17 protein-coding genes are annotated in these 21,404 nt (G+C 52.0%); 9 read left to right on the plus strand and 8 right to left on the minus strand.

The window, feature by feature from the left end:
- Window positions 1–10 precede the first annotated feature (10 nt).
- Window positions 11–1,468, minus strand: a complete 1,458-nt coding sequence (locus tag K0I63_RS16415; protein WP_220081728.1) for an NAD-dependent succinate-semialdehyde dehydrogenase — start codon at window positions 1,466–1,468, stop codon at window positions 11–13.
- Window positions 1,469–1,615: 147 nt separating this feature from the next.
- Between K0I63_RS16415 and K0I63_RS16420 the strand changes: the two genes are divergently transcribed.
- Window positions 1,616–2,563, plus strand: a complete 948-nt coding sequence (locus K0I63_RS16420; protein WP_220081729.1) for a LysR family transcriptional regulator — start codon at window positions 1,616–1,618, stop codon at window positions 2,561–2,563.
- A gap of 5 nt (window positions 2,564–2,568) precedes the next feature.
- Here K0I63_RS16420 and K0I63_RS16425 read toward each other — a convergent pair whose 3' ends face one another.
- Complete coding sequence (locus K0I63_RS16425; protein ID WP_220081730.1) at window positions 2,569–3,093, minus strand: DUF3087 family protein; 525 nt, start codon at window positions 3,091–3,093, stop codon at window positions 2,569–2,571.
- Between the two features lie 367 nt (window positions 3,094–3,460).
- Between K0I63_RS16425 and K0I63_RS16430 the strand changes: the two genes are divergently transcribed.
- From K0I63_RS16430 to K0I63_RS16460, 7 genes are all read left to right on the plus strand, one after another.
- Window positions 3,461–4,792, plus strand: coding sequence for a Na+/H+ antiporter NhaC family protein (locus tag K0I63_RS16430; protein ID WP_220081731.1), 1,332 nt, complete (start codon window positions 3,461–3,463; stop codon window positions 4,790–4,792).
- A gap of 230 nt (window positions 4,793–5,022) precedes the next feature.
- Window positions 5,023–5,724 (plus strand): DUF998 domain-containing protein, encoded by a 702-nt coding sequence (locus K0I63_RS16435; protein WP_258406896.1) that lies wholly within the window; start codon window positions 5,023–5,025, stop codon window positions 5,722–5,724.
- A gap of 8 nt (window positions 5,725–5,732) precedes the next feature.
- On the plus strand, window positions 5,733–6,449 hold the full coding sequence (locus K0I63_RS16440) for a 23S rRNA pseudouridine(2604) synthase RluF (protein ID WP_220081733.1): 717 nt from the start codon (window positions 5,733–5,735) through the stop codon (window positions 6,447–6,449).
- A gap of 261 nt (window positions 6,450–6,710) precedes the next feature.
- Window positions 6,711–7,094 (plus strand): hypothetical protein, encoded by a 384-nt coding sequence (locus tag K0I63_RS16445; RefSeq protein WP_220081734.1) that lies wholly within the window; start codon window positions 6,711–6,713, stop codon window positions 7,092–7,094.
- 882 nt (window positions 7,095–7,976) lie between these two features.
- Window positions 7,977–8,300 carry a hypothetical protein gene (locus K0I63_RS16450; protein ID WP_220081735.1) on the plus strand — a complete coding sequence of 108 codons (324 nt, stop codon included), beginning with the start codon at window positions 7,977–7,979 and terminating at the stop codon, window positions 8,298–8,300.
- Window positions 8,301–8,396: 96 nt separating this feature from the next.
- Window positions 8,397–8,867, plus strand: a complete 471-nt coding sequence (locus K0I63_RS16455; RefSeq protein WP_220043327.1) for an HAD family hydrolase — start codon at window positions 8,397–8,399, stop codon at window positions 8,865–8,867.
- Between the two features lie 146 nt (window positions 8,868–9,013).
- A complete protein-coding gene (locus tag K0I63_RS16460; RefSeq protein WP_220081736.1) occupies window positions 9,014–9,553 on the plus strand; it encodes a TlpA family protein disulfide reductase in 540 nt (179 codons plus the stop codon).
- 410 nt (window positions 9,554–9,963) lie between these two features.
- Here the strand turns inward: K0I63_RS16460 and K0I63_RS16465 are convergent, their stop codons facing one another.
- Window positions 9,964–12,120: a S46 family peptidase gene (locus K0I63_RS16465; RefSeq protein ID WP_220059054.1), complete on the minus strand. Its 2,157-nt coding sequence runs from the start codon at window positions 12,118–12,120 to the stop codon at window positions 9,964–9,966.
- Between the two features lie 223 nt (window positions 12,121–12,343).
- Entirely contained in the window at window positions 12,344–13,543 is a 1,200-nt protein-coding gene (locus tag K0I63_RS16470; RefSeq protein WP_220043330.1) for an aromatic amino acid transport family protein, read from the minus strand.
- 618 nt (window positions 13,544–14,161) lie between these two features.
- On the opposite strand from K0I63_RS16470, the gene K0I63_RS16475 reads away from it, so the two are divergent.
- A complete protein-coding gene (locus K0I63_RS16475) occupies window positions 14,162–14,716 on the plus strand; it encodes a TMEM165/GDT1 family protein (protein WP_011866985.1) in 555 nt (184 codons plus the stop codon).
- 141 nt (window positions 14,717–14,857) lie between these two features.
- Here the strand turns inward: K0I63_RS16475 and katB are convergent, their stop codons facing one another.
- From katB to exeM, 4 genes are all read right to left on the minus strand, one after another.
- Window positions 14,858–16,318, minus strand: a complete 1,461-nt coding sequence (gene katB, locus K0I63_RS16480) for a catalase KatB (RefSeq protein ID WP_220081737.1) — start codon at window positions 16,316–16,318, stop codon at window positions 14,858–14,860.
- A 708-nt stretch (window positions 16,319–17,026) separates the two neighbouring features.
- Window positions 17,027–17,278 carry a YgjV family protein gene (locus K0I63_RS16485; RefSeq protein WP_011866987.1) on the minus strand — a complete coding sequence of 84 codons (252 nt, stop codon included), beginning with the start codon at window positions 17,276–17,278 and terminating at the stop codon, window positions 17,027–17,029.
- A 154-nt stretch (window positions 17,279–17,432) separates the two neighbouring features.
- Complete coding sequence (locus K0I63_RS16490; protein ID WP_144204402.1) at window positions 17,433–17,882, minus strand: PaaI family thioesterase; 450 nt, start codon at window positions 17,880–17,882, stop codon at window positions 17,433–17,435.
- Between the two features lie 661 nt (window positions 17,883–18,543).
- Window positions 18,544–21,159, minus strand: a complete 2,616-nt coding sequence (gene exeM / locus K0I63_RS16495) for an extracellular exonuclease ExeM (protein ID WP_220081738.1) — start codon at window positions 21,157–21,159, stop codon at window positions 18,544–18,546.
- Between the last annotated feature and the right edge of the window lie 245 nt (window positions 21,160–21,404).

Below are 21,404 nucleotides of genomic sequence, written 5' to 3' on the forward strand. Positions count from 1 at the left end.
ATCCAAGCCACTATTTATCCAGGCCACCGAGGCACAGGTATTTAATTTCCAGATAATCGTCCAGGCCATACTTGGAGCCTTCACGGCCGTTGCCCGACTGCTTCACCCCGCCAAAAGGTGCGGCGGCGTTGGAGATGATCCCCTCGTTGACGCCCACCATGCCATACTCCAACCCCTCGGCGACGCGGAAGATGCGGCCAATATCACGGGCGTAGAAGTAGGCGGCCAGGCCATATTCGGTATCGTTGGCCATGGCCAGCGCCTCGGCCTCGCTATCGAAGCTGATGATAGGGGTCACAGGGCCGAAGATCTCGTTGCGAGCCAGTGGCATCTCGTTGGTCACATCGGTGACGATTACGGGCGCCAGGAAGCTCTCGCCCAACTCGCTCGGCTGACCGCCGGTCACCAGCTTGGCGCCGCTTGCCACAGCATCATCCACCAGCTTAAGCACGTTTTGCACTGCATCTTTGGAGATCATAGGGCCGACGGTCACGCCATCGCCCAGGCCATCGCCCAACTTGAGATTGGCCACGGCGGCGGTAAATTTTTCGGTAAAGGCCGCGGCAACTCCCTTCTGCACGAAAATACGGTTGGTGCAGACACAGGTTTGCCCAGCGTTGCGATACTTGGAGATCAGGGCGCCCTGCACAGCGGCATCGATGTCGGCGTCGTCGAACACGATAAAGGGCGCGTTGCCCCCCAGCTCCATCGAAACCTTCTTCACGCTGGTCGCGCACTGAGCCAGCAAAATCTTGCCCACGGCGGTAGAGCCGGTGAAGGTGAACTTGGCCACGTCCGGATGCTGGGTCAGCACCTTGCCCATGCCCACGGCATCTTCGCCCACCACTATGTTGAACACCCCGGCAGGGATACCGGCGCGCTCGGCCAGCTTGGCCATCGCCAAGGCAGACAGCGGCGTCAGCGGTGAAGGGCGCGCCACGAAGGTACAACCGGCCGCCAGCGCAGCCGCTGCCTTACGGGCGATCATGGCGTTGGGGAAGTTCCAAGGGGTGATAGAGGCCACCACACCCACAGGCTGCTTGATCACCAGAATACGCTTGTCGTTAGCGGGCGCTGGAATAGTGTCACCATAGACACGCTTGCCCTCCTCGGCAAACCAGTCGATAAAGGCGGCGCCATAGGCGATCTCCCCCTTGGCCTCGGCCAAGGGCTTACCCTGCTCCAGGGTCAGCAAGCGGCCCAGATCTTCCTGGTGCTCCATCATCAGGTTGAACCATTTACGCATCAGGGCGGCGCGCTCGTTGGCCGATCGCTTAGACCACTCCGGCAGTGCCCGCTTGGCGGCTAATATGGCCTCCTGGGTATCATCGAGACTGGCGTCAACCACCTGGGCGATCACCTCCTGGCTGGCCGGATTCACCACGTCGAAGCGCTGGTTGCCCGCCGTCCATCTGCCGTCGATATAGGAGGAAAGTTTGATTAACTGAGTGTCTTTAATTCCCTGCATAACAGTTCCCTGCATAAATAGTTTGAATCTAAAGGGCTACGCCAGAGCTTGAATCAAGACGGGCGCGCTAATTTCTCTATTGAATAGCAAAACTAACTCGGGTTAAATACCAAATATTCAACACAAAGTTTGAAGATGATAAAACTAATGAGCAAACAGTCCATCATCCCTAAGGCTATCACCGAATACGATCTCAGATTACTGCGCATCTTTCGCACCGTGGTCGAGAATGGTGGCTTCGCCGCCGCAGAGAATGAACTCGGGGTCACCCGCTCCACCATCAGTGTGCATATGTCTAACCTTGAGAGTCGAATGAAGCTCAAGCTGTGTAGCCGGGGACGGGGCGGATTTGCCCTCACGGAGGCGGGCCAGGCCGTGTATCACGCCTGTATCGAACTATTCGATTCCCTCAACGATTTCTCGATGTTTGTTAACAACTTGGGGGAGGAATTGATCGGCGAACTGGTGATCCTCTGCGCCGATCAGCTGGACTACGGCATGCAACAGAAGCTGGCCCAGGTGATCGCCTACATACACCAACGCCAGCCGCAGCTACACCTGATTCTTGATGGCGAGGCGCTGCACCAGATTGAGAAGTCGCTGCTGCAGGACAAGGCCCACGTCGGCCTCTTACCTAGCTATCAACAGATCCAGGGCCTCAACTATCAAACCATCTTTAGCGAGCCCATCTACCTGTGTTGCAGCGCCAAGCATCCCTATTTTCACCTGAGCGACGAAGAGATCAGCGCCGAGATGCTGGCCAAGACCCCCTCTATTCACCCAGGCGTCGATATCGATCCCGAGGGTAGAGAGCAGCTCAAACGCCTCAATCTGTCGGCCAAGGCGTATCAGTTTGATACTCGTAAAACCTTAATTCTATCGGGTTGCTACATAGGTTACCTGCCCCTGAGCTACATTCAGGAGGAGCTGAAACAGCAGGAGATCAAGATCATTCACGGGGATGAGGCCTGTTACCAGTTCAACCTCTCCATGGTGGTCAAGCAGTCGGCGCGAGAGAGCGCCAAGGTAGAGCTGCTTATCCAGGCCTTCAACGAGGTTTTTGGCCTGGATAAGCAACGCGGCGAGCAGAGATAAAGAAGCTAAAACTTCTCCAGCAGCGACTCGTCGAAATCCTCTGGGCCGATATTAAGCCCAAGCTCGGCGATACGCGCCTTAACTGCCTCTAATTCCTTATCGACCTGGCTCAGGGTCAATGTGTTGTCGTCCAGCAGATAAACCAGTTTCTGGCTGCTGAAATAGAACACCTGTATGGTGAGGGCGTCGATGTCGTTGCGCTCGCCAGCCTGCTTAATCTGCTTAAACTTGCGGTAGATGCGGTTCTGCAGCGCCTTGAGCCTAGACACATAATAGATCTCGCGAAAGTACGCTTTGTGGCGCTGTTGGTAGAGCCCCAAGGCGCAGATGCCAAAGCCTATCAACACGCCGAAGAAATTCAGGTGCAGGTTGCCGGTCGACTCGCCGCTGACCACCTCCTGATTGCCAAACAAGGCGATCAATAGCTGCCCAGATACCAGAGACAGCAGGGCTAAACTGGCAATAAACACCGCAATCACCCGATTTAAATGCTGGCGATAACGCGCCTTATCCACCTCGACTAACATCATTTTTTCGATTTCCAATCCGTTTTAGTCTAAGCCACATGAGGCGCAAGCCTAGCATGAGTAATAAGTTAAGTGACAGTTTTAACACGATAAAAAATTTGATCTCTCGGCCTAAGCTAGGCAAGTTAATAACTTGTTACAGCGAGATGTTAACAGACTTGTCAGAGGATTTAACAGCAACCAAACATTTAGCGGTAAAAACATCTAGACGTCTAAATTGACAGACGTCTTTCGATCTCATATCCTCTCACCTATTGAGATGTCCCATTTCGCAAAAAAGCGAGATGTTCCAGCTAGGAGGGCAAGGGAACGAGCATCCAGTTTTAATGACACGTCTCCACGGAGACGTTTAGCGAGAAGAGAGAGCGTTTTGACAACACCAACACAAACCACGGCCCCCAAGGCATCGTTTATCGCCCTGCTGCCACTATTCCTGTTTCTGGCCCTGTTTATCGGTGCCGGCGTCTATTTCCAAAGCCAGGGCGTCGACTTTGCCTTCTATCAACTGCCGAGCGTGGTCGCCATCCTGCCCGCCATCATACTGGCGCTGCTGATCTCGAAAGAGAAGCTGAACCAGAGCATAGAGACCTTCATCGGCGGCATAGGCCACTCCAACATCATCGCCATGTGTCTCATCTACCTATTAGCCGGTGCCTTTGCCTCTGTGGCCAAGGCCACTGGCGGCGTGGATGCTACCGTGGCGCTGGGCCTGTCGCTTGTGCCCTCTAACCTGCTGCTACCCGGTTTCTTCGTGATCGCCGCCTTCATCGCCACCGCCATGGGTACCTCTATGGGCACCATTGCCGCGGTCGCCCCAATCGCACTGGGCGTGGCCGAAGAGGCGCAGATCGATCTGGCGCTGATGGCCGGGGCCGTGATCTCGGGCGCCCTGTTTGGTGACAACCTGTCGATCATCTCTGACACCACCATTGCCGCGACCCGCACCCAGGGCTGTGAGATGAAAGACAAGTTCAGAGAAAACCTGATCTTCGCCATTCCCGCCTCGCTGATCACCCTGGTGGTGTTCACCCTGGCCGGTCAAGGCCAGGCCGATGTGGCGCCGCAGCAGATAGATTTTCTTAAGGTTATCCCCTACCTCACCATCTTGGTACTGGCGGTCGCCGGGCTGAACGTGTTCGTGGTGCTGACCGTGGGCATCTTGCTGGCAGGCATCACCGGCTTTGCCACCCTGGACTACGGCCTGATCCAATTTGGTAAGGATATCTACGCCGGCTTTAGCAACATGCAGGAGATCTTCATCCTCTCAATGCTGGTCGGTGGCCTGGCGGCCCTGATGCAGCAACAGGGTGGCCTGGCATTTGTGAGCAAGCAGATTGAGAAGCTGATCGTTCGCTTCTCCAGCGCCAAGGGCGAGGCCTCGACCCGTGCCTCAGAGCTGGGCATGGCAGGCATAGTCGCTCTGACCAACACCTGTGTGGCCAACAATACCGTGTCTATCGTGGTAACCGGCGATATCGCCAAAGATCTGGCCGAGAAGCATGAGGTTACCCCTAAGCGCGCCGCCAGTATCTTGGATATCTTCTCCTGCATCATTCAGGGGTTGATCCCTTACGGTGCCCAGGCGCTACTGATCGCCTCCACCTTCAGCATCAGCCCGCTACAGGCGGTTACCCACGCCTGGTACTGCATGATCCTCGCCATTGTCGCCATCGCCATAGTGGTACTGCGCAAGCGTCACTAAGCTGGATTTGTGCGCCCTGATCATGGGCGCACGGATCAATTTGTGACAATCCTCACCTTAACAGTTCCACTCTATGGGGGTTTTCACTTAAACTAATGCCATAGGGATATAATTGCGACGCAGTGAATTAGGTTAAGCATTTACTGAAATTTGCCATGCGTCGAAACGAAAGGAGTACCAAAAATGTACTCCTTTTTTATATTCAAAAAATAACAATAAATGGCATCGCTATGGCCCTACACCAACCCATAAACTATGACCTGCAGCGCATGGTGGTCTTCACCATTCTGACCGGTGCGCTCATCTCTGCCCTGGGCATCTCTATCTCCCTGTTCGCCAAATTTCAGGTGATGGGACTGGAGGCCTTTAACCAAAGGCCGGATCTGCTGGGCAACTATGTGGACTCCCCCCTGGCCTATATCTTCAACATGGGACTTATCCTGGCAGGCTCTTGCATACTGCTGGCCATGTACGGCCTGTTGCAGCTCAAGCTGGGACACTTTGGCAACTATATCGCCTTCGCGGGCTTTGTGGTGGGGGTGACCATCATCCTCATCGGCATCTACCCGATCAACTACCTCAAAGAGCACAGGCTGTTTTCCACCATCTTCCTGATCGCCACCATCATCCTCTATTTCCTGACCCTCTCGGCTAGAGTCAACCATAAGGCAATCTGTTCGACGCCGCTGTTTATCGTCAGCGGCCTGGGCCTGACGGCCGCCAGCAGCCTGGCCCTCATGGTAGATTGGGGGACACTCGACTTCGCGCCCTGCAGCCACCACGACGGCTCAATTTGCGGCGTCGCCTTTGCCATGTGGGCCCAGACAAATCTGGTGATGATCTGGTGTGTCACCCTGGCGCTCACCATCAAGAAGCTCGCCAGACATAGCTATCAGGACAACCTGATCAGCCAAGTCTCGGCCCACGGCTAGGCGCGTCGATGCGCCTTGCCCAGTACCTGGCCTTAACCGGACGCTGCTCGCGCCGCGCCGCATCGAGACTGATCCGCGACGGGCGAGTCAGCCTGGGCGATCGGCTCGCCAAACACACTGACAGCATCGAGCTGATAGAGACGCCCGCGAGCACACAGGCATCGCTCAGCGTCTGTGTCGATGGCGAACCTCTCCCCCCCATCGCCGACAAGGCCTACTGGATATTCAACAAGGCGGTGGGGACTGACTGCCGCCTGCTGGTAGAGGATACAACCAGCTTGATCCATCTGCTGCCACAGCAGCCGCGTCTCTACCCCGTGGGACGGCTGGATAAAGACTCCAGGGGGCTGCTGCTACTCACCAACGACGGTGAGCTGACCCAGCGCCTGATGCACCCAAGTTTTGCCCACCACAAGCGCTACCATGTCAGGCTAGACAGGCCCTTCGATGATAATTTTGTGGTTCAGATGGCTGCGGGCGTCAGCTATAAGGATGTCACCACACTGCCCTGTCAGGTGACCCGCCTAGGCCAGGACAGCTTCGAAATCATCCTCACCCAGGGACTCAACCGCCAGATCCGCCGCATGAGTCAGGCACTCGGCTATCACGTGATTGACCTTAAGCGCGTCGCCATCGAGTCCTTAACCCTGGGCGATCTGCCAGAAGGCGAGATGCGACCGCTGACCGCGCAGGAAGTCGCTGCACTCAAGGAGAGTATCACCTAAAGTGGACCGCTACTGTTGGCAGGCTCTTCTTAGCAGCCTGTTAGTCTGTTTATCCCAACGTCCTCTTATCATCGCTTTACTCTTTTTCTCGTATTCCTTCACTCTTGGATCTTGCATCTAGGGCTCGCTCCATTTCCCCATGATTCAAATCTGATTTAATCTCTTGATTAAGGGCGACATCACATTCCCTGTCATAAGCGAGCGCTATAGTGATTATTGCGCGAGAAAACGATATAAAAATAAAACTCACTAGGGGGTTACATGACATCGACAGAAACGAGCGAGCAGATCACAGAGAAGCAGCGCGGATTTTGGCTAAGCGCCTTCTTAGTGCTGATGTTTATCGCCAATCCGCTGACCGCCATCACCTACTTCGCCAACCCACAAGCCATCACAGAGATCTACCCCAGCGCCAGCACCGGCATACTCTATTTTCTCGGGCTAATGAGCCTGGTGAATGTCGTCCTGGCCGTCATGATCTGGCGATGGCAGAAGCTAGGCGTATATGGTTTCTACTGCGTCATTGCCATCGGATTTGTCATCAACCTCTATATCGGCATTGGCGTTATGGGCTCATTAACCGGACTGCTCGGCGGCGTGCTCGTCTTCGTGACCACCAAGAAACGATGGGAACATTTTTCTTAAGCACAAGCCTGCTTAAAGGGGCTTTGTTGGGGGGCTTAGTTGGGTGAATAGTCACTAGAGTAACTTCCGGCTTAATTCGTATTGGGTTGGTGATTGAAGGTCGAACCTTCATGGCTAGCTAACGCCTGCCCGGCGGGTGCAGTACATGAAGGTACCAATGTCGTGATCACATGGTCAGTGATACTCCCTGCATCAGGCCGACATTCTCCATATCCCTATGGGTCAGATATGAAAGAACGACGTATATGCAGATACGCCTGTGACACGCTACGCGCAATCTGACCTGAATGGATGTTGGGGAGGTAAATGAAGGTCGTACCTTCATCGCCATCTAACGCCTGCCCGGCGGGGGTTGTGCAGATACGCCTGTGAGACGCCGTGAATAAGTCCCTTTAGGCTCTGCCGAAACATCCCTGTTTCGGAAGCTCACCGGCGTATCTACACTCGATATCTAACGTCTCTTCGATTTGGCGGTATTGGTATGTTTAAGGCGTGAAAACCAACTGATTTTGCCCCAAAGTGAGTGAACAAGTTGTCGGTGGATCTGTAACGAACCAACTTTCTGGCTTGGAAATTTTTAGTACTACACCCGTGTGATGTAATTCACTTCTCCCCATCAAAAAAGCTGGATAAGAACACAGCCATATTTAAATCATAAGGATTATGAACGATTTTTATCCTGTATTTGTGCGCCCCTCATTCAACCCCAAACAAATAACAATTAAAATCAATTACTTACAACAATCATCGAGTAGTTATTAGGGTTGAAATACGCGCATGCGCATTTTTCTGCATAGTATGTTTGAAGTAAAGGTGATAACTTCTTTGTAATACAATCAGTTAACAATACGCGTTTTCACTGTTCTAACATGATAAACGCGCATGAGCACTAATAAGCTGTTATGCGGTGACAAAGTAATGACCAAGGATGAAGTTATAAATGAATTTGAGAAACGAGAGCGAAAGTTAACTGTAATTTTTGCTGTCTCGTTTGCTATTTTTGGCTTTACGTTTTTATTCAATGCAATCACTGACGCATATATAAACCCAACATTTCCGTTTTTAGCTGGCTTTGCGTTGATGTTTTATGGTCTAAATAAAGTTTATCGTTGCCCTGCATGCAATTCAGCGCCAAGAGCATTAGGAAGGGCTGGCATCCAGATTTCGCCCAAAAATTGTAGCAATTGCGGGGTCAAACTAAGGTGACAGCGCATAACAAACGCCATCAAACACCGCATTGCGCCTCGACTCGCAACACGTTGATCGCATTTGTGGCGGACATTAGATACGCAAGGAGGATAAATGAAAAATATATATTTGTTTGATTGGGGTGATACCTTAATGGTCGACTTTCCTTGCGTACACGGCAAAATGTGTGATTGGGAAACCGTCGAAGCTGTAGAAGGCGCTTTGGAAGCTTTGAGGCATCTATCAAAGTCGGCGTCAATTTACATTGCAACAGGCGCTGCTGAATCCTCCGAATCAGACATTCAATTGGCTTTTGAAAGAGTTGGTTTAGCTCAGTTCATCACAGGTTATTTTTGTAAGGCCAATCTTGGGGTTTCAAAAGGGAACCCAGATTTTCTTCCAAAAATCATAGACCTCCTCGGAGTTGATAAGGCGCTTGTGTTTATGGTTGGCGACAGTTTAGCCAAAGATATTGAGCCAGCTCTAAAATCAGGCATTCAACCGATTTGGTATAACCCTAAACTTGATGATTCGGAACCAAAGGGGGTAAAGGTTATCCAGCACTTAACTGAATTGTGCATATAATAAATGCATCAAGTAGCTCACTTGGCTTACAGTGACATTAAAACGACATGGTGGTTTAGTTTTGGTACTTCGCTAAGATTAAAGCGATCGCCGCTACGATTTACGTCCCCTTGTGTGGGTATTAACAATCAACAAAGGAGTTTAATTTGGTCAAGTTAGTTTTTATTTTATGTTTAACTTTCGCAATTAACGTACATGCAGACAGTTACGATCAGAAAGTTAATGCATCATTGAAAGATATCGGTAAACAAATAACAAATATTGAACTTATTAATACCGAAGGCCAGCCTAAAACATTTATGGATCTCAAAGGTACTACGTACATAGTATATTTTTTTGCATCTTGGTGTTCGCCCTGTTACAAGTCCCTTAAAAACATTGAACAAATTCGTATTACTAATGACCTAAGCATTAATATACTAGGTGTCGCTTTAGATGACGACAGAGATGCTGTAAGTAAAATGCTAAAAGATACAGGTTTCAAAGGCGAGGTCTGGATTTCAAAGGAGGGGCGTGTTCCTCTACTGAATCGTATGTTTGGAAATGCCTACAAGGCGCTCCCTTATGTGATAAAAGTTGACGAAAATATGATAATCAAAGAACACAGCTATGATATCTCATCAAAAGAGCATTGGGAGAAAGTATTAGTAGAAAATATGTCCTTTAAGGACTCAACTGCGTTATAAAAAGCAATCAGACGGGACGAAATCTATTTTCGTCCCTAACATTCAACCCGATACTTTACGGCATTATTTACATCCATGTAGCCAGATGATTATCCATGGATGGACTTGAACAACATCCCTGTATAACGGCCAGTTCGGCATCCATGTCTCTCGTTCATGAGCACGAAGCTTCGCTTCATTCACCGTGCCAAAAGAATGTTTGCACATAAGGCCTGCCGCAGGCAATTGATAACAGTAACGGCTAACGCTAAAACAAGGGTAATGAATTTCAACTAAATACAAAGAGTAAACACCAAAAAAGTTACCCCTTTAACGCAAAAAAGGGCTTAGATTCTCATCTAAGCCCTTTTCATCTTATCGCTGACTAGATACTAAAAGCATCCAACCAGCGCCCCCACTAATCGCTGAAATTAGTGAACAATCTCCATTTCCGCTAGCAGGTTGTCGGCGTTGTCCAGATACTTCATCACCCATAGCATGTAGCGGCTATCTACCTGGATAGAACGGTTGGTGTCGGTATCGTAACCCCAGTCGCCGATGATAGATTCATAGACGCCATCAAACAGCAGACCAACCAGCTCGGCGCGGCCGTTGAGGGTTGGTGAACCTGAGTTACCACCTGTGGTATCCAGAGTCGACAGGAAGTTTACCGGCACAGAGTCGATAGACTTCACATAGTAGTCGCCATATTGCTTCTGCTTGATCAGCTCAAGCTGCTTCTTAGGCGCGTCGAACGGATCTTCACCCGTGTCTTTAGCCACTATGCCTTCCAGGCGAGTGAAAGGTACGGCAACCAGACCATCTTGTGGCGAGTAACCCTTCACATGACCCACGGTCACACGCAGGCTAGAGTTGGCGTCGGCGTACACTGGCTTACCCAGCTCCTTGTTGTAGGCGATGATGGCATCCATATATTGAGGACGCACCTTCATCAACTTGCCATACAGCTCCTTCTCTTTCTTTTCCTGGGCCATATCAGTGTCATACATGGCAACGGCAAATTGAATGAAAGGATCTTTAGAGGCCTTGAAGTCGGCTACCGACTTGTCCATCCAGGCAAGGCGAGTCGCCTTGTCGCCCAGCTCGGTCTTGGCGTACATCTTGTCCAGCACCTTGCTCAGCTTGGCGGCGTCGAACTTCTTGCCGATGCCGAATGCCTTGTCCAGCTCAGGGATACGCTCTTCGCTAGGCAGCTTGGCGTAACGGCTCAGCAGATCCAGTACCACGGCCTTATCCACACTCGGTGCATAACGACGGTCGATACGCTCAAGGCCCGACTTGAAGCGGGTCATGTCGCGATCCTGGTAGCCAGGCTCACGCGCCATGTCGTCCAGCTGCTTCTCGTTAGCCAGACGGTAGAGGCTACGGGCAGTCGGCAGCATGGTGGTGTAACCGATATAACCTAAGATGATGTCGCGGGCCTGATGCTCCTGACTCTCTTTGATCAGCTTGTCCAGCTCCGCCATGGTTTGGCCATACTGGGCCTGACGCTTGCTGTCTTTGTTGATCCAGGCAGTCAGCGCCGCCTCACGCGCCTTGCGATCGTCGAGCATGGTCGACTTGCCATAGAACTCGATCATCGAGGTGAAGTTTTTGGCATAGTTAGCCAGACCGGCGATCAGGCTCTCATACTTGATGCGCTCGTCGCTGCCCTCAGGCGCAGTTTCCTTGATGATCTCGATGAAGCGTTCACGCAGCATCTTGCCTTCTGGATAGGCCCACTCAAACTGGTTTTCCACCTCGTTGGCTGTGCGGTAACGGTTGGTGCGACCCGGGTAGCCGGCAACCATGACGAAGTCGCCATCGCTCACGCCCTTTGCAGACACCTTAAGGAAGCTCTTAGGCTCGTAAGGCACGTTGTCTTTGCTGAAATCAGCAGGCTTGCCATCTTTTGACACATAGCCGCGATAGAAAGAGAAGTCACCGGTATGACGTGGCCACATCCAGTTGTCGATGTCGCCGCCGTATTTACCTACGCTAGCCGCCGGGTTATACACCAGACGCACGTCGCGGATCTCCAGCTGCTTAACCAGATAGTACTCCAGGCCGCCGTGGAAGCTGTAAACCTGACAGCGGTAGCCGTCATCGGCCTCACACTGGGCAACCAGTTGCTTCTCTTTGGCTTCGATGCCCTGATAGAAGTCGTTACCCACCTTGTTTTCCAGGCCGGCTTTCACCTCATCGGTCACATTGGTCACGGCTTCGGTGACATAGATGCGTGAACCTGGGGTGGCGGGTAGCTCTTCGCCGTAGTTCTTCGCCAGGAAGCCATCTTTTAGCAGGTTCTTCTCTGGGGTAGAGTTATATTGAATCGAGCCGTAGGCACAGTGGTGGTTAGTCACTACCAGGCCCTTTGGCGACACGAACGACGCGGTACAGCCACCTAAGCTGATCACGGCGTTCATGGGGAATTCGGTGAGTTTAGAGATAGATTTGGCGTCGATTTCCAGCCCTTTGGCCTTCAGCTCATCTGCCATGGCAGGCAGTTGATAGGGCTGCCACATCCCCTCATCGGCTTGAGCGCCGAAGGCAGCGGCGAGCGCCACTGACACGAGTAACTTTTTCATTTGCTAAGTCCGTTTTATCGTTATAAAAATTTTTATAATACCCAATGGTCTTTTAAGTCCTCAGCGCATGAAGCCTTAAAAGCCCTACAAAAAAGTCGGGCAATTGCCCGACTTTATCATAAATTCTTGAGTAACAAACAGCTTAGCAAATTAGCGAAAAGGTAAGCAGGTATTTCCAGCAATCCCCTGCCCCTTCGCTTAGGCGCAAATTGTCAGTCTCTTTTTACAGTGCAACCCAGAGCTGGGCGGCGATAATCACCAGACCTACCAGCGCCGACGCGGCTAATGCAAACTGACCACCACTCACCTGGTAACCGCCCAGATTTTGCTTACGCTGTCCCAGCGCCATGGCGATAGGCAGGAAGATGATCATCACCACCAGCGGCAGGGCTGCAAAACCTAATACCTTAATGAAACCATCAGGATAGTAGAGGGCGCACAGCAGTGGCGGCACGAAGGTTATCAACCAGGTCTGCAGGCGACCCAGCAGGTTGTCTCTGGCGCGGGTCAGCTCGGCAATATAATCGAACAGGCTCATGGTCACCCCGAGGAAGGAGGTGATCAGCGCCAGGTTTGCAAACAAATCGATACATTGACGTAAAATGTCTGAGTGAGCGATACCCTGCAGCGCCGACACCAGCTTAGGCAGAGAGCCCTCGAAACCGTACACGGTCGCGCCGCCCACAGTGCCCAGGGTCACCATCAACCAGAGGATGTAACACACTAAGGGGATGGTCGAGCCGATCATGAGCACCTTACGCAGCGACATGGCATCGCCATCCAGGTAACGCACAATCGTTGCGATACAGACGTGGAAACCGAAAGAGGTAAACACCACAGGGATGGCCGCCAGCCAGAGGTTACCCAGCTCGCCTTTAGACACCAATTCGGTGGCCGATTCACGCAGGATATAGCTTGGACTTACTTCCGGTAGCAGGAAGAGCACTACGATGACAAACAGGGCTACCATGGCGCTAAAGAGCACACGTGAGACCTTGTCGATCCAGGAGACGCCGATGGCGATGAAGCCACCGAACACCAAGGTAAACAGCAGTACCGCCGCCTCGTGGTTCACCTTGATCCCCAACGGTTCGAAGCGAGACTCCAGCAGGGAGGAACCGCCCATCAGATAGACCATGGTCAGGGCAAACAGCAGGCTCAAGAAGGAGCCGCCCTGGATTAGCTGACCGACCTTGCCTAAGGTCTTGCCCGTGATGGCGTGGACGTTCAGCCCCACACCGGCACGTAAGTTAATCTCTAACATCAACAGAGAGGTATAGATAGATACCCCCCAAATCGCCACTAATAGTAGTAAGGCTGGAATCGTCCCCAATGAAGCAGTTGCCAGAGGCAAGGCCAACATGCCTCCCCCAATTGCGGTCCCCGCAACGATGGCAATAGAGCCAAGCATTTTTAAGTTCACAAAATTGTCCTGTCTTTATTTATTATCTCTTTTTGGAAGGTCAGATTTAGAACGACTGCGAAGGCGGGAATTAGTCATGAAACACACTAAGCGATAGCCTCCTAACCGAACTATGGATCTCTGCCCTAGTACGTGTCGGGTTGGCCTCAACAGCTTAGCTCTTACTATCTTACGATCTAGCTAAGCCCCTGAGGCTGCCTAAATCGGTAACAATATCGATAGGTATGTTTCATCACTACCTTTACTCTATAAATTTGACTGTTTGGCACATTAACAGAGCCACAGGCGGCGCACAAGGTATGCCGCCTGATCGGATGCAAGTTTGTACAAAGGCGTAAAAACCACGAAACAAGCTGTCTACAGAGTGATCACCTCAGGCGAGCAGGCGCCTCCTTGCACCTCAAAAGGATTTGGGTATAATGGCCGCCACTGCTTCAGGGGAGTAGCTAACAAGGCAAAGCCATTTGCCTTGAGTGAGTGTCAACATACTTGGCCACATGCCATGGTACTCACGGTAAGGGGAACACCTCTTACTCAGCAAGACCTGAGCACGGTTACCGTTCATTCATTAGGGGGCGGCGGATCGTGCTTGGAATTTTTGCCCCCTTAGGAACTATGATGGAAGCATTACTCGCCTCAACCTTCACCGTCGCCATTGCCGAGATAGGTGACAAGACCCAGCTGCTGGCACTTATCCTCGCCGCAAGATTCAAGAATAAGACCGCGATTATCCTGGGGATACTGCTATCTACCCTGGCAAACCATTTTGCCGCCGCCTGGGTTGGCCAGTGGGCCATCAACTGGATAAGCCCAGAGATGGCTACCTATATCGTCGCCTTCTCCTTCTTTGCCATCGCCCTCTGGGTACTGGTGCCTGACAAGGTCGACGCCGAAGAAAGCCGCTTCTATCAGATGGGCCCCTTTATCGCCACCTTCATCCTCTTCTTTCTCGCCGAGATGGGCGACAAAACTCAGGTTGCCACAGTCGTGCTGGCCGCCAAGTATGATGCCCTGCCGCTAGTGGTACTGGGCACCACCCTGGGGATGATGATCGCCAACGTGCCTGTGGTGATTGCCGGGCATTTCAGCGCCGAGAAGCTGCCGATGAAGTGGATCCACCGTGGCTGCGCCGCCCTGTTCGCCCTGTTGGGCGTGGCTACCCTACTCTATTAAGTTAAGGCTGCTCGGCGTTTGGCTTAAGCTAAGCGCATAAACAGAGAACGGATAGCAAAAAGCCAGTGATTCAGATCACTGGCTTTCTATTTTCAGGCTGTACACGCCTGGTAATCTTCAAGCCTAACTTACAGACCTATCTTACAAACCTAAGCCCTGCTTGATGCGTTGGCCATAGTCTTCATCAGCTTTGAAGAAGTGGGCCAACATGCGCTCCTGCACATCCATGCTCGCCTGACTCAGAGAGCCTGAGATGGTCGCCGCCAGTCTGGCCTTCTCATCTTCTGAGAAGATGCGATACAGGTTACCCGCCTGGGTGTAGTCATCCTGGTCGTAACGGCTGTAACGGTCGGCTTCACCATCGAGTCTCAGCGCTGGCTCGGCAAACTGTGTCGGCTCCACCAGGGCAGACTGAGTGCTGTTCGGCCCATAGTTAGCGCTGGCATCGCCGCCCGTCTGACTGCCACTGAAGGGGCACTGGGTTCCCGCCATGGCGCCGCCACGCTGATGATGGTTTGCCTGAGTCGCATGAGGGCAGTTTACCGGCAACTGGTTATAGTTGGCGCCGATACGGTAGCGCTGGGCATCGGCATAGGCAAACAGACGCGCCTGCAACATCTTGTCCGGCGAGGCGCCTACGCCTGGCACCAGGTTACTCGGGGCTAAGGCCACCTGCTCAACCTCGGCAAAGTAGTTCTGCGGCAAACGGTTAAGCTCCAGCACACCTATCTCGATTAGCGGGTAGTCGCCATGTGGCCACACCTTGGTCAGATCGAACGGGTTGATGTGATAGGTGTTGGCATCGGCCTCTGGCATGATCTGCACATTCACCGTCCAGCGCGGGAAGTTAGCGTCCTGGATAGCCGCCATCATGTCACGCTGTGACGAGTCGGGATCGATCCCCTTAAGCTTGTCCGCCTGCTCGTTGGTCAGGTTAACCACGCCCTGCTGTGACTTGAAGTGGAACTTGACCCAGAAACGTTCTCCCTTGGCATTCCAGAAGGAGAAGGTGTGCGAGCCGTAGCCGTGCATCTGACGATAGTTAGCCGGAATACCACGGTCTGACATCAAGATGGTGACCTGATGCATCGCCTCAGGGTTAAGCGACCAGAAGTCCCACATCGCCTGTGGATCTTTCAGGTTAGTCATAGGGTTACGCTTCTGGGTGTGGATGAAGTCCGGAAACTTGATGCCATCACGAAGGAAGAAAGTCGGGGTGTTGTTACCGACGATATCGTGGTTACCGCGCTTGGTGTAGAAACGCAGGCCAAAACCACGGGGATCGCGCTCGGCGTCGGCCGACCCCATCTCGCCGCCCACGGTCGAGAAGCGCACGAAAGTCTCAGTCTGCTTGCCTTCGCCGTTGAAGTGGTCGGCGATGGTGTAGTCGCTCAGATCTTTGGTCAGGGTGAAGGTGCCATACACTCCCGTGCCCTTGGCGTGGACGATACGCTCGGGGATACGCTCACGGTTAAAGTGCGCCAGCTTCTCGATAAGGTGCCAGTCTTGTAGCAGTAGCGGGCCGCGCTCGCCGGCAGAGAGAGAGTTTTGATCGTCCGCAATAGGTGCGCCGTTTTGGCTGGTTAAGTAGTTGGTTGTCATAATTCGCTCCATCCTGTTTAGCTTGTTGGGCCCTCGGCTCGGGTCTTAGCCTGGGTAAAAATTTAGGTATTAGTTTAGGTATAAATTTAGCTTTTCGTTACGCGGCCTGGTCAGCTCAACCAGTCTTCGATAACATCAAATATTGTGACCATAGCTCTTCTCCAAATTAGCTCTGTTCCTCTAAACGCTCATTTCAAGCACTCATTTCAAGCACTCATTTCAAGCGCTCAGGTTAAGCGCTATGCATTTGAGTTAAGTGACTCGCTTAGCGATTTAACTTGTCGATGTAGCAAGATTAGTCGAGTCTCAGAGAAATATAAAACGATTAAAACTGATAACTTTAAACTGATTTTCAGATTAAGGTTTGGTTTCTAAATTAGATTCCTAATCAGATGCCTAATCTGTATGCGCTTTACGAGCCGTTCTAACTGACGAGCCAGCCTAAGAGGGATTGGTAGAAACGAGATAGAAACGATGCAGATACCAAGGAAAGGCGAGAGATAAACAGAGACGCAAAGCAGAAAAACAGAGAAGAAGAATGAACGGAGAGCCGACAGCAGAAAGGAGAGAGAGTGGAGAGAGTGGAGAGAGCGGAGAGAGTTAGATAGATAGAAAATCAGATGACAGGGGTTTCGCCGCGATATTAGCCGCGGGGAGCAAGCGTCAACACTCGCGCTTATCGCCCCGCTTAGCCAGATTTGGCTCAGATCAGCTATCTTTGTCCAGCTTGACCTTGGCCACCTGATACAACTTCACCAGATAGAAGGCATCGATCAGCACGATGAAGAAGTTCACCAAGGCCACAGGCAGGGCGCCGATGGCCAGGCCGTAGGCGACAAACAGGGCGGCGCCGATCAGGTTCCACCAACGCAGCTTCTTAATATTTGACATCATGAGGGAGATGGCGACCACCACAGAGGCCAGATAGCCGACCCATTCCCAAATTGTTGCCGTTTCCATAGGCACTCCTTAACCCTTAAGCATATCTTCCCTAATTATGGCACCAGGCTGCACAAGTGGCAGCCAATCTGACTAAATTATCTTACTAATTCAGGTGCATGTCAGATGCATGCGAGCTGTACGCCAGAGCCGTTCTGCTCCTGGCGTACAGCCATCAGACCATCGCCTGACGCTTAACCACTGCCGCCGTCATACGTGAGATACAGCAGAGCTCACCGGCGCTGTTATGGATCAACACCTCCCACACCGAGCTGCGTTTGCCCAGGTGAACCGGCTTGGCGGTCGCCGTCAGAGTTCCGTTGCGCGACGCCTTAAGATGGTTGGCGTTGATCTCCTGACCGACACAATAGTAGTTCTCAAAATCCACCACGAAGTTGGCCGCATAGCTGGCCACAGTCTCGGCCAGAGCCACATTGGCGCCGCCATGAACTATTCCCAAGGGGTTGTGCACCGCTGGCGAGGCCGGCATGGTCGCCTTCATGTAATCCTCGCCAATCTCGCTGATGGTGATCCCCAGGGTCTGCATCAAGGTGCCTTTGCCATGCATACCTGCGTCCATCTTGGCGCAATCTTCCAGGGTAACGGGTCTAAACCAAATGCTCATGTCTCATTCCACAACGATCAAAAGTGATATTTAGTCTACTTCGTCGCTAATCAATAGGAAATAGGGCAATAGGAAATAGGGCATTAGGATATTGAAGCATAAGGAGCTGAAACCGCCTTGCGAGGCATGCAGCGTTGAACAGACGAGGGTATTAAGGGGTCACCAGAAAAACATACTGGGGTTGGCCTTCATCCGCCCTGAATTGTTAGTCTCGTTTGCCGCCAAATTGGCCGCATCAAGTGGTTTTGTGTGACGAATGAAGGCCTAGGGTGACTGGTAACGTTTACGCCGAATCAAAGGCTCTTAATCAAAGGCGCTGTATCACGTTGTCGGCACAGTGCTTGGGCACTTGGGCCTGGCCGATAACGCGCGACAGTTTATCCTGAAAATACAAATTAACAAGCCCGATGAGTGAGGGGAAAAACAGAAAAATATCACAGCGTTATCTGAGCCGCAGAAATGGCGAGGCGGCGCTACACAAAGCAAAACAGCCGCTAACAAGGCGCTAAACTTGCGGCTAAACAGATGAAACAGAACCGAGTGGCATCAGAAATAGGCTAAAAGACTAAATGACACGAAGGCGAAACAGACTAGACGGTAAAATGCAGGCATAAAAAAAGCCAGCTGGGGAGAACAGCTGGCTTGGGAGAGACTTGGCAGACTAGTTGCGGCGACGCAATCCAGCCAGTCCAAGTAACATCAGTCCTAGATAACCTAGTGAACCGCCGTCATCCTTTTCTTCCGGCTCAGGCTTAGGCTCTGGCTTAGGCGCTGGGTAGCTTAGCGCCACGATCACAGGGTCGTGATCCGATGCAGAGAAAGCATTCTCAGACTTGGCAAGCTCACCTGTGTATTTACTGCCGTATTCGAACAGGTTCGATTCGACCGCGTTGATGTGCCAGTCTTGAATATCCAGTACGCGCTCGGCCAGGCTAGTGTTAGCCAATGCGTGGTCCAGGTTACCCAACTCGCCGTTGTAGCTGTATGAGTAAGTATCTGGGCCATGAACCTTGGTATTTAGGTTGATCAGGCCATAGCCCTTCTCAATCTTGCTACCTTCACGCTCATATACCTTGCCATCTAGCGTTGTCCAAGAGGCGGTCATGATGTCACGATCGCTGTTTGCGGCATCGAAGTCGGTCAATACGCGGATAGGATCTTCTTTGCCGTAGGCGTTCATGTCGCCGATCACTAAGAGATCACCCTTCACGTCTTGCAGCGCATCACCAATGACCTTAGCGGCCGATACACGGAACTCGTTACACTTGCCCTGAAGATCCGCTGGATCACTCTTGTCTTCATAGTTAGCCCAATCTTCGACACAACCTGAGCCCTTAGACTTGAGGTGGTTCACCACGACAGTTAACTGCTCGTCATGAATCTTGAAGGTTTGACCTAGGCTGTGACGTTGATATTTATCGAACGCTGGGCTGAGTTCCGCCTTGTCGCCTTCGCCGCGAGTCACTACGCCTGCGGTAGCGTGTTGCTCAGGTGTGGCGATCAGGAAGGCATCACCACTCGGTGTCACCTTAGCGGCGCGGTACAGCATGCCCACAGTGATAGCATCGCTACCGACAAACTTGCCTTGGTATTTATCGGCATCGTTGATCTCGACGAAGCTATAGGCGTCGGCATCGCTGAGTTCGGCATTTAGTGCATCGAGTAGGTTTTGAATCGCACTCTTCTCGCCAAAGCCGTTGTTACCAATCTCCATCAGGCCAACGATGTCGGCGTTCATGGCGGTGATGGCATTCACTATCTTAGTGCGTTGCAGCAGCATCTCTTCTTCGGTGTTAGCACCACGGTTATCGGCAGGCGTATCGTCACCACCAACCGCATTGTTGAAGAAGTTCAGTACGTTGAAGCTAGCTACACGGATATCACCCTTAGTGGCAATGGCTGGTGCATCGCTACGATCATCGCCGCGAATGAAGTCACCCGCCACAATCTCGTTGGTCGCCACCAAGCGGTATTCGTTATAGCTGTAGCTCACCACACCTTGAAGGTTAGTCAGTTGGTCACCGACACGGATATAACCGTTCTCGGCATTGAAGGTTGGGAAGTAAGGGACTTCGCCATCTTTCGCCTTATAGTCTGACTCGATAAATAGCTGATTAGCGCGGTTTTTTGCTTCCAGCGCAATCGCTTCATCGCTCATCGCTGGATAGAGCTGGGTCGCCTTCATCAGCGGCGCCTTGTGAGACAACATCATGTTGTTACGACGGGCGGCATAGTCATAGCTGAAGGTACGGCTGACTTTCATGTCGCTACCGGCATCGAGTACCACATGCATGCCTTCGAAACGCTCTAGCGCATCACCCAGGCTCTCGCCGTCGGCCACATAGAAAGGTTGAGCAGCAGGCGCGCCTACGTTCTCACCCACTTCCATCTTCTTGTCGGCCTTGATATCGACTTGAGTCAGGCCATAGTATTCTTTCACCAGACCTTGAACACAGACTTCAACGCCAGGCTGGATCTCTTCGCCGGCCGCTTCGCCTAAGAAGACAAAGATACCGTCAGAAGTGTAAGGCGAGTTGTCACCCTCAACTTCTTGCAGGTAGAAGCCCTTGAACAGGCTGTCGCCACGAGCGGTTACCACACCGCGAATCGTCACTTCCTCTTTAGAGGCATACTCGCCATCGGCGATCAGTGGGCTAGACTTGCCTGCACCCTGAACGCTGTAAATTGGTGTGATCTTAGCGCCGGTGCAGGTGAAGGCAGGAGCTTCAGGTTCGGTTGGTGCGCTGGCGCCATCTAGGTTACCCAGGCCGGTAAAGGTATCGACAGGCAATACTTTCCACTGGCTCTCGACGAAGACGTTTGATGCAACAAGGGCATCTGTGTTGCGCTGCATGGTGACGTTCATGCCCCAGCCACTAGGCGTAGGCACGGCACCTATGATGTCTACCACGGCACCATCTTTGACCAGTGCTACGGCATCACCGCCGTTGAAATAGAGATTACCCGTGCTGCTGTCGACATCGCTACCTAGGGCGATTTCGGCACTTGGGTGTAAGATCACTTTGAGCTTTTTGGCATCTATGGTGAGACCGTCTAGGGCGACCATATCTAAGGCATTGGTATCGCCATCTTTGTAGCGCACCAGCTTGTAGCCGGTAAGATCTAAGGCGGCGTCGCCTGAGTTATACAGCTCGATCGCCTTATTGTTGCTGTTGCCTTCAACATACTCGCTGATCAGCAGGTCGGCTTTCGCAGAAACGGGCAAAGCCGCGGCTATTGACAGTGCAAGCACTGACAACTTTTTAACATTATCCATTGTTCAACCCCATTTTTATAATAATGCCGCTAATTTTTATTAACGTGCGGCGAGATTGTTACAGAAGTGCCCAAGCCAATTTGTGACGAAGATCACATTCCAAAATAGCGAACATTATGTTTATAAAATACGGTTAATATCTGTACAGCAAATGACATACATATTAGTAAATTGTGATTAAGCGATTGGTTTCGCGGCACAAAACATGAGGCCGTCAGGATTCATTCGTGGTGGGATTAGATAAT

The sequence above is a fragment of the Shewanella rhizosphaerae genome (assembly GCF_019457655.1).
Classification (GTDB): domain Bacteria; phylum Pseudomonadota; class Gammaproteobacteria; order Enterobacterales; family Shewanellaceae; genus Shewanella; species Shewanella loihica.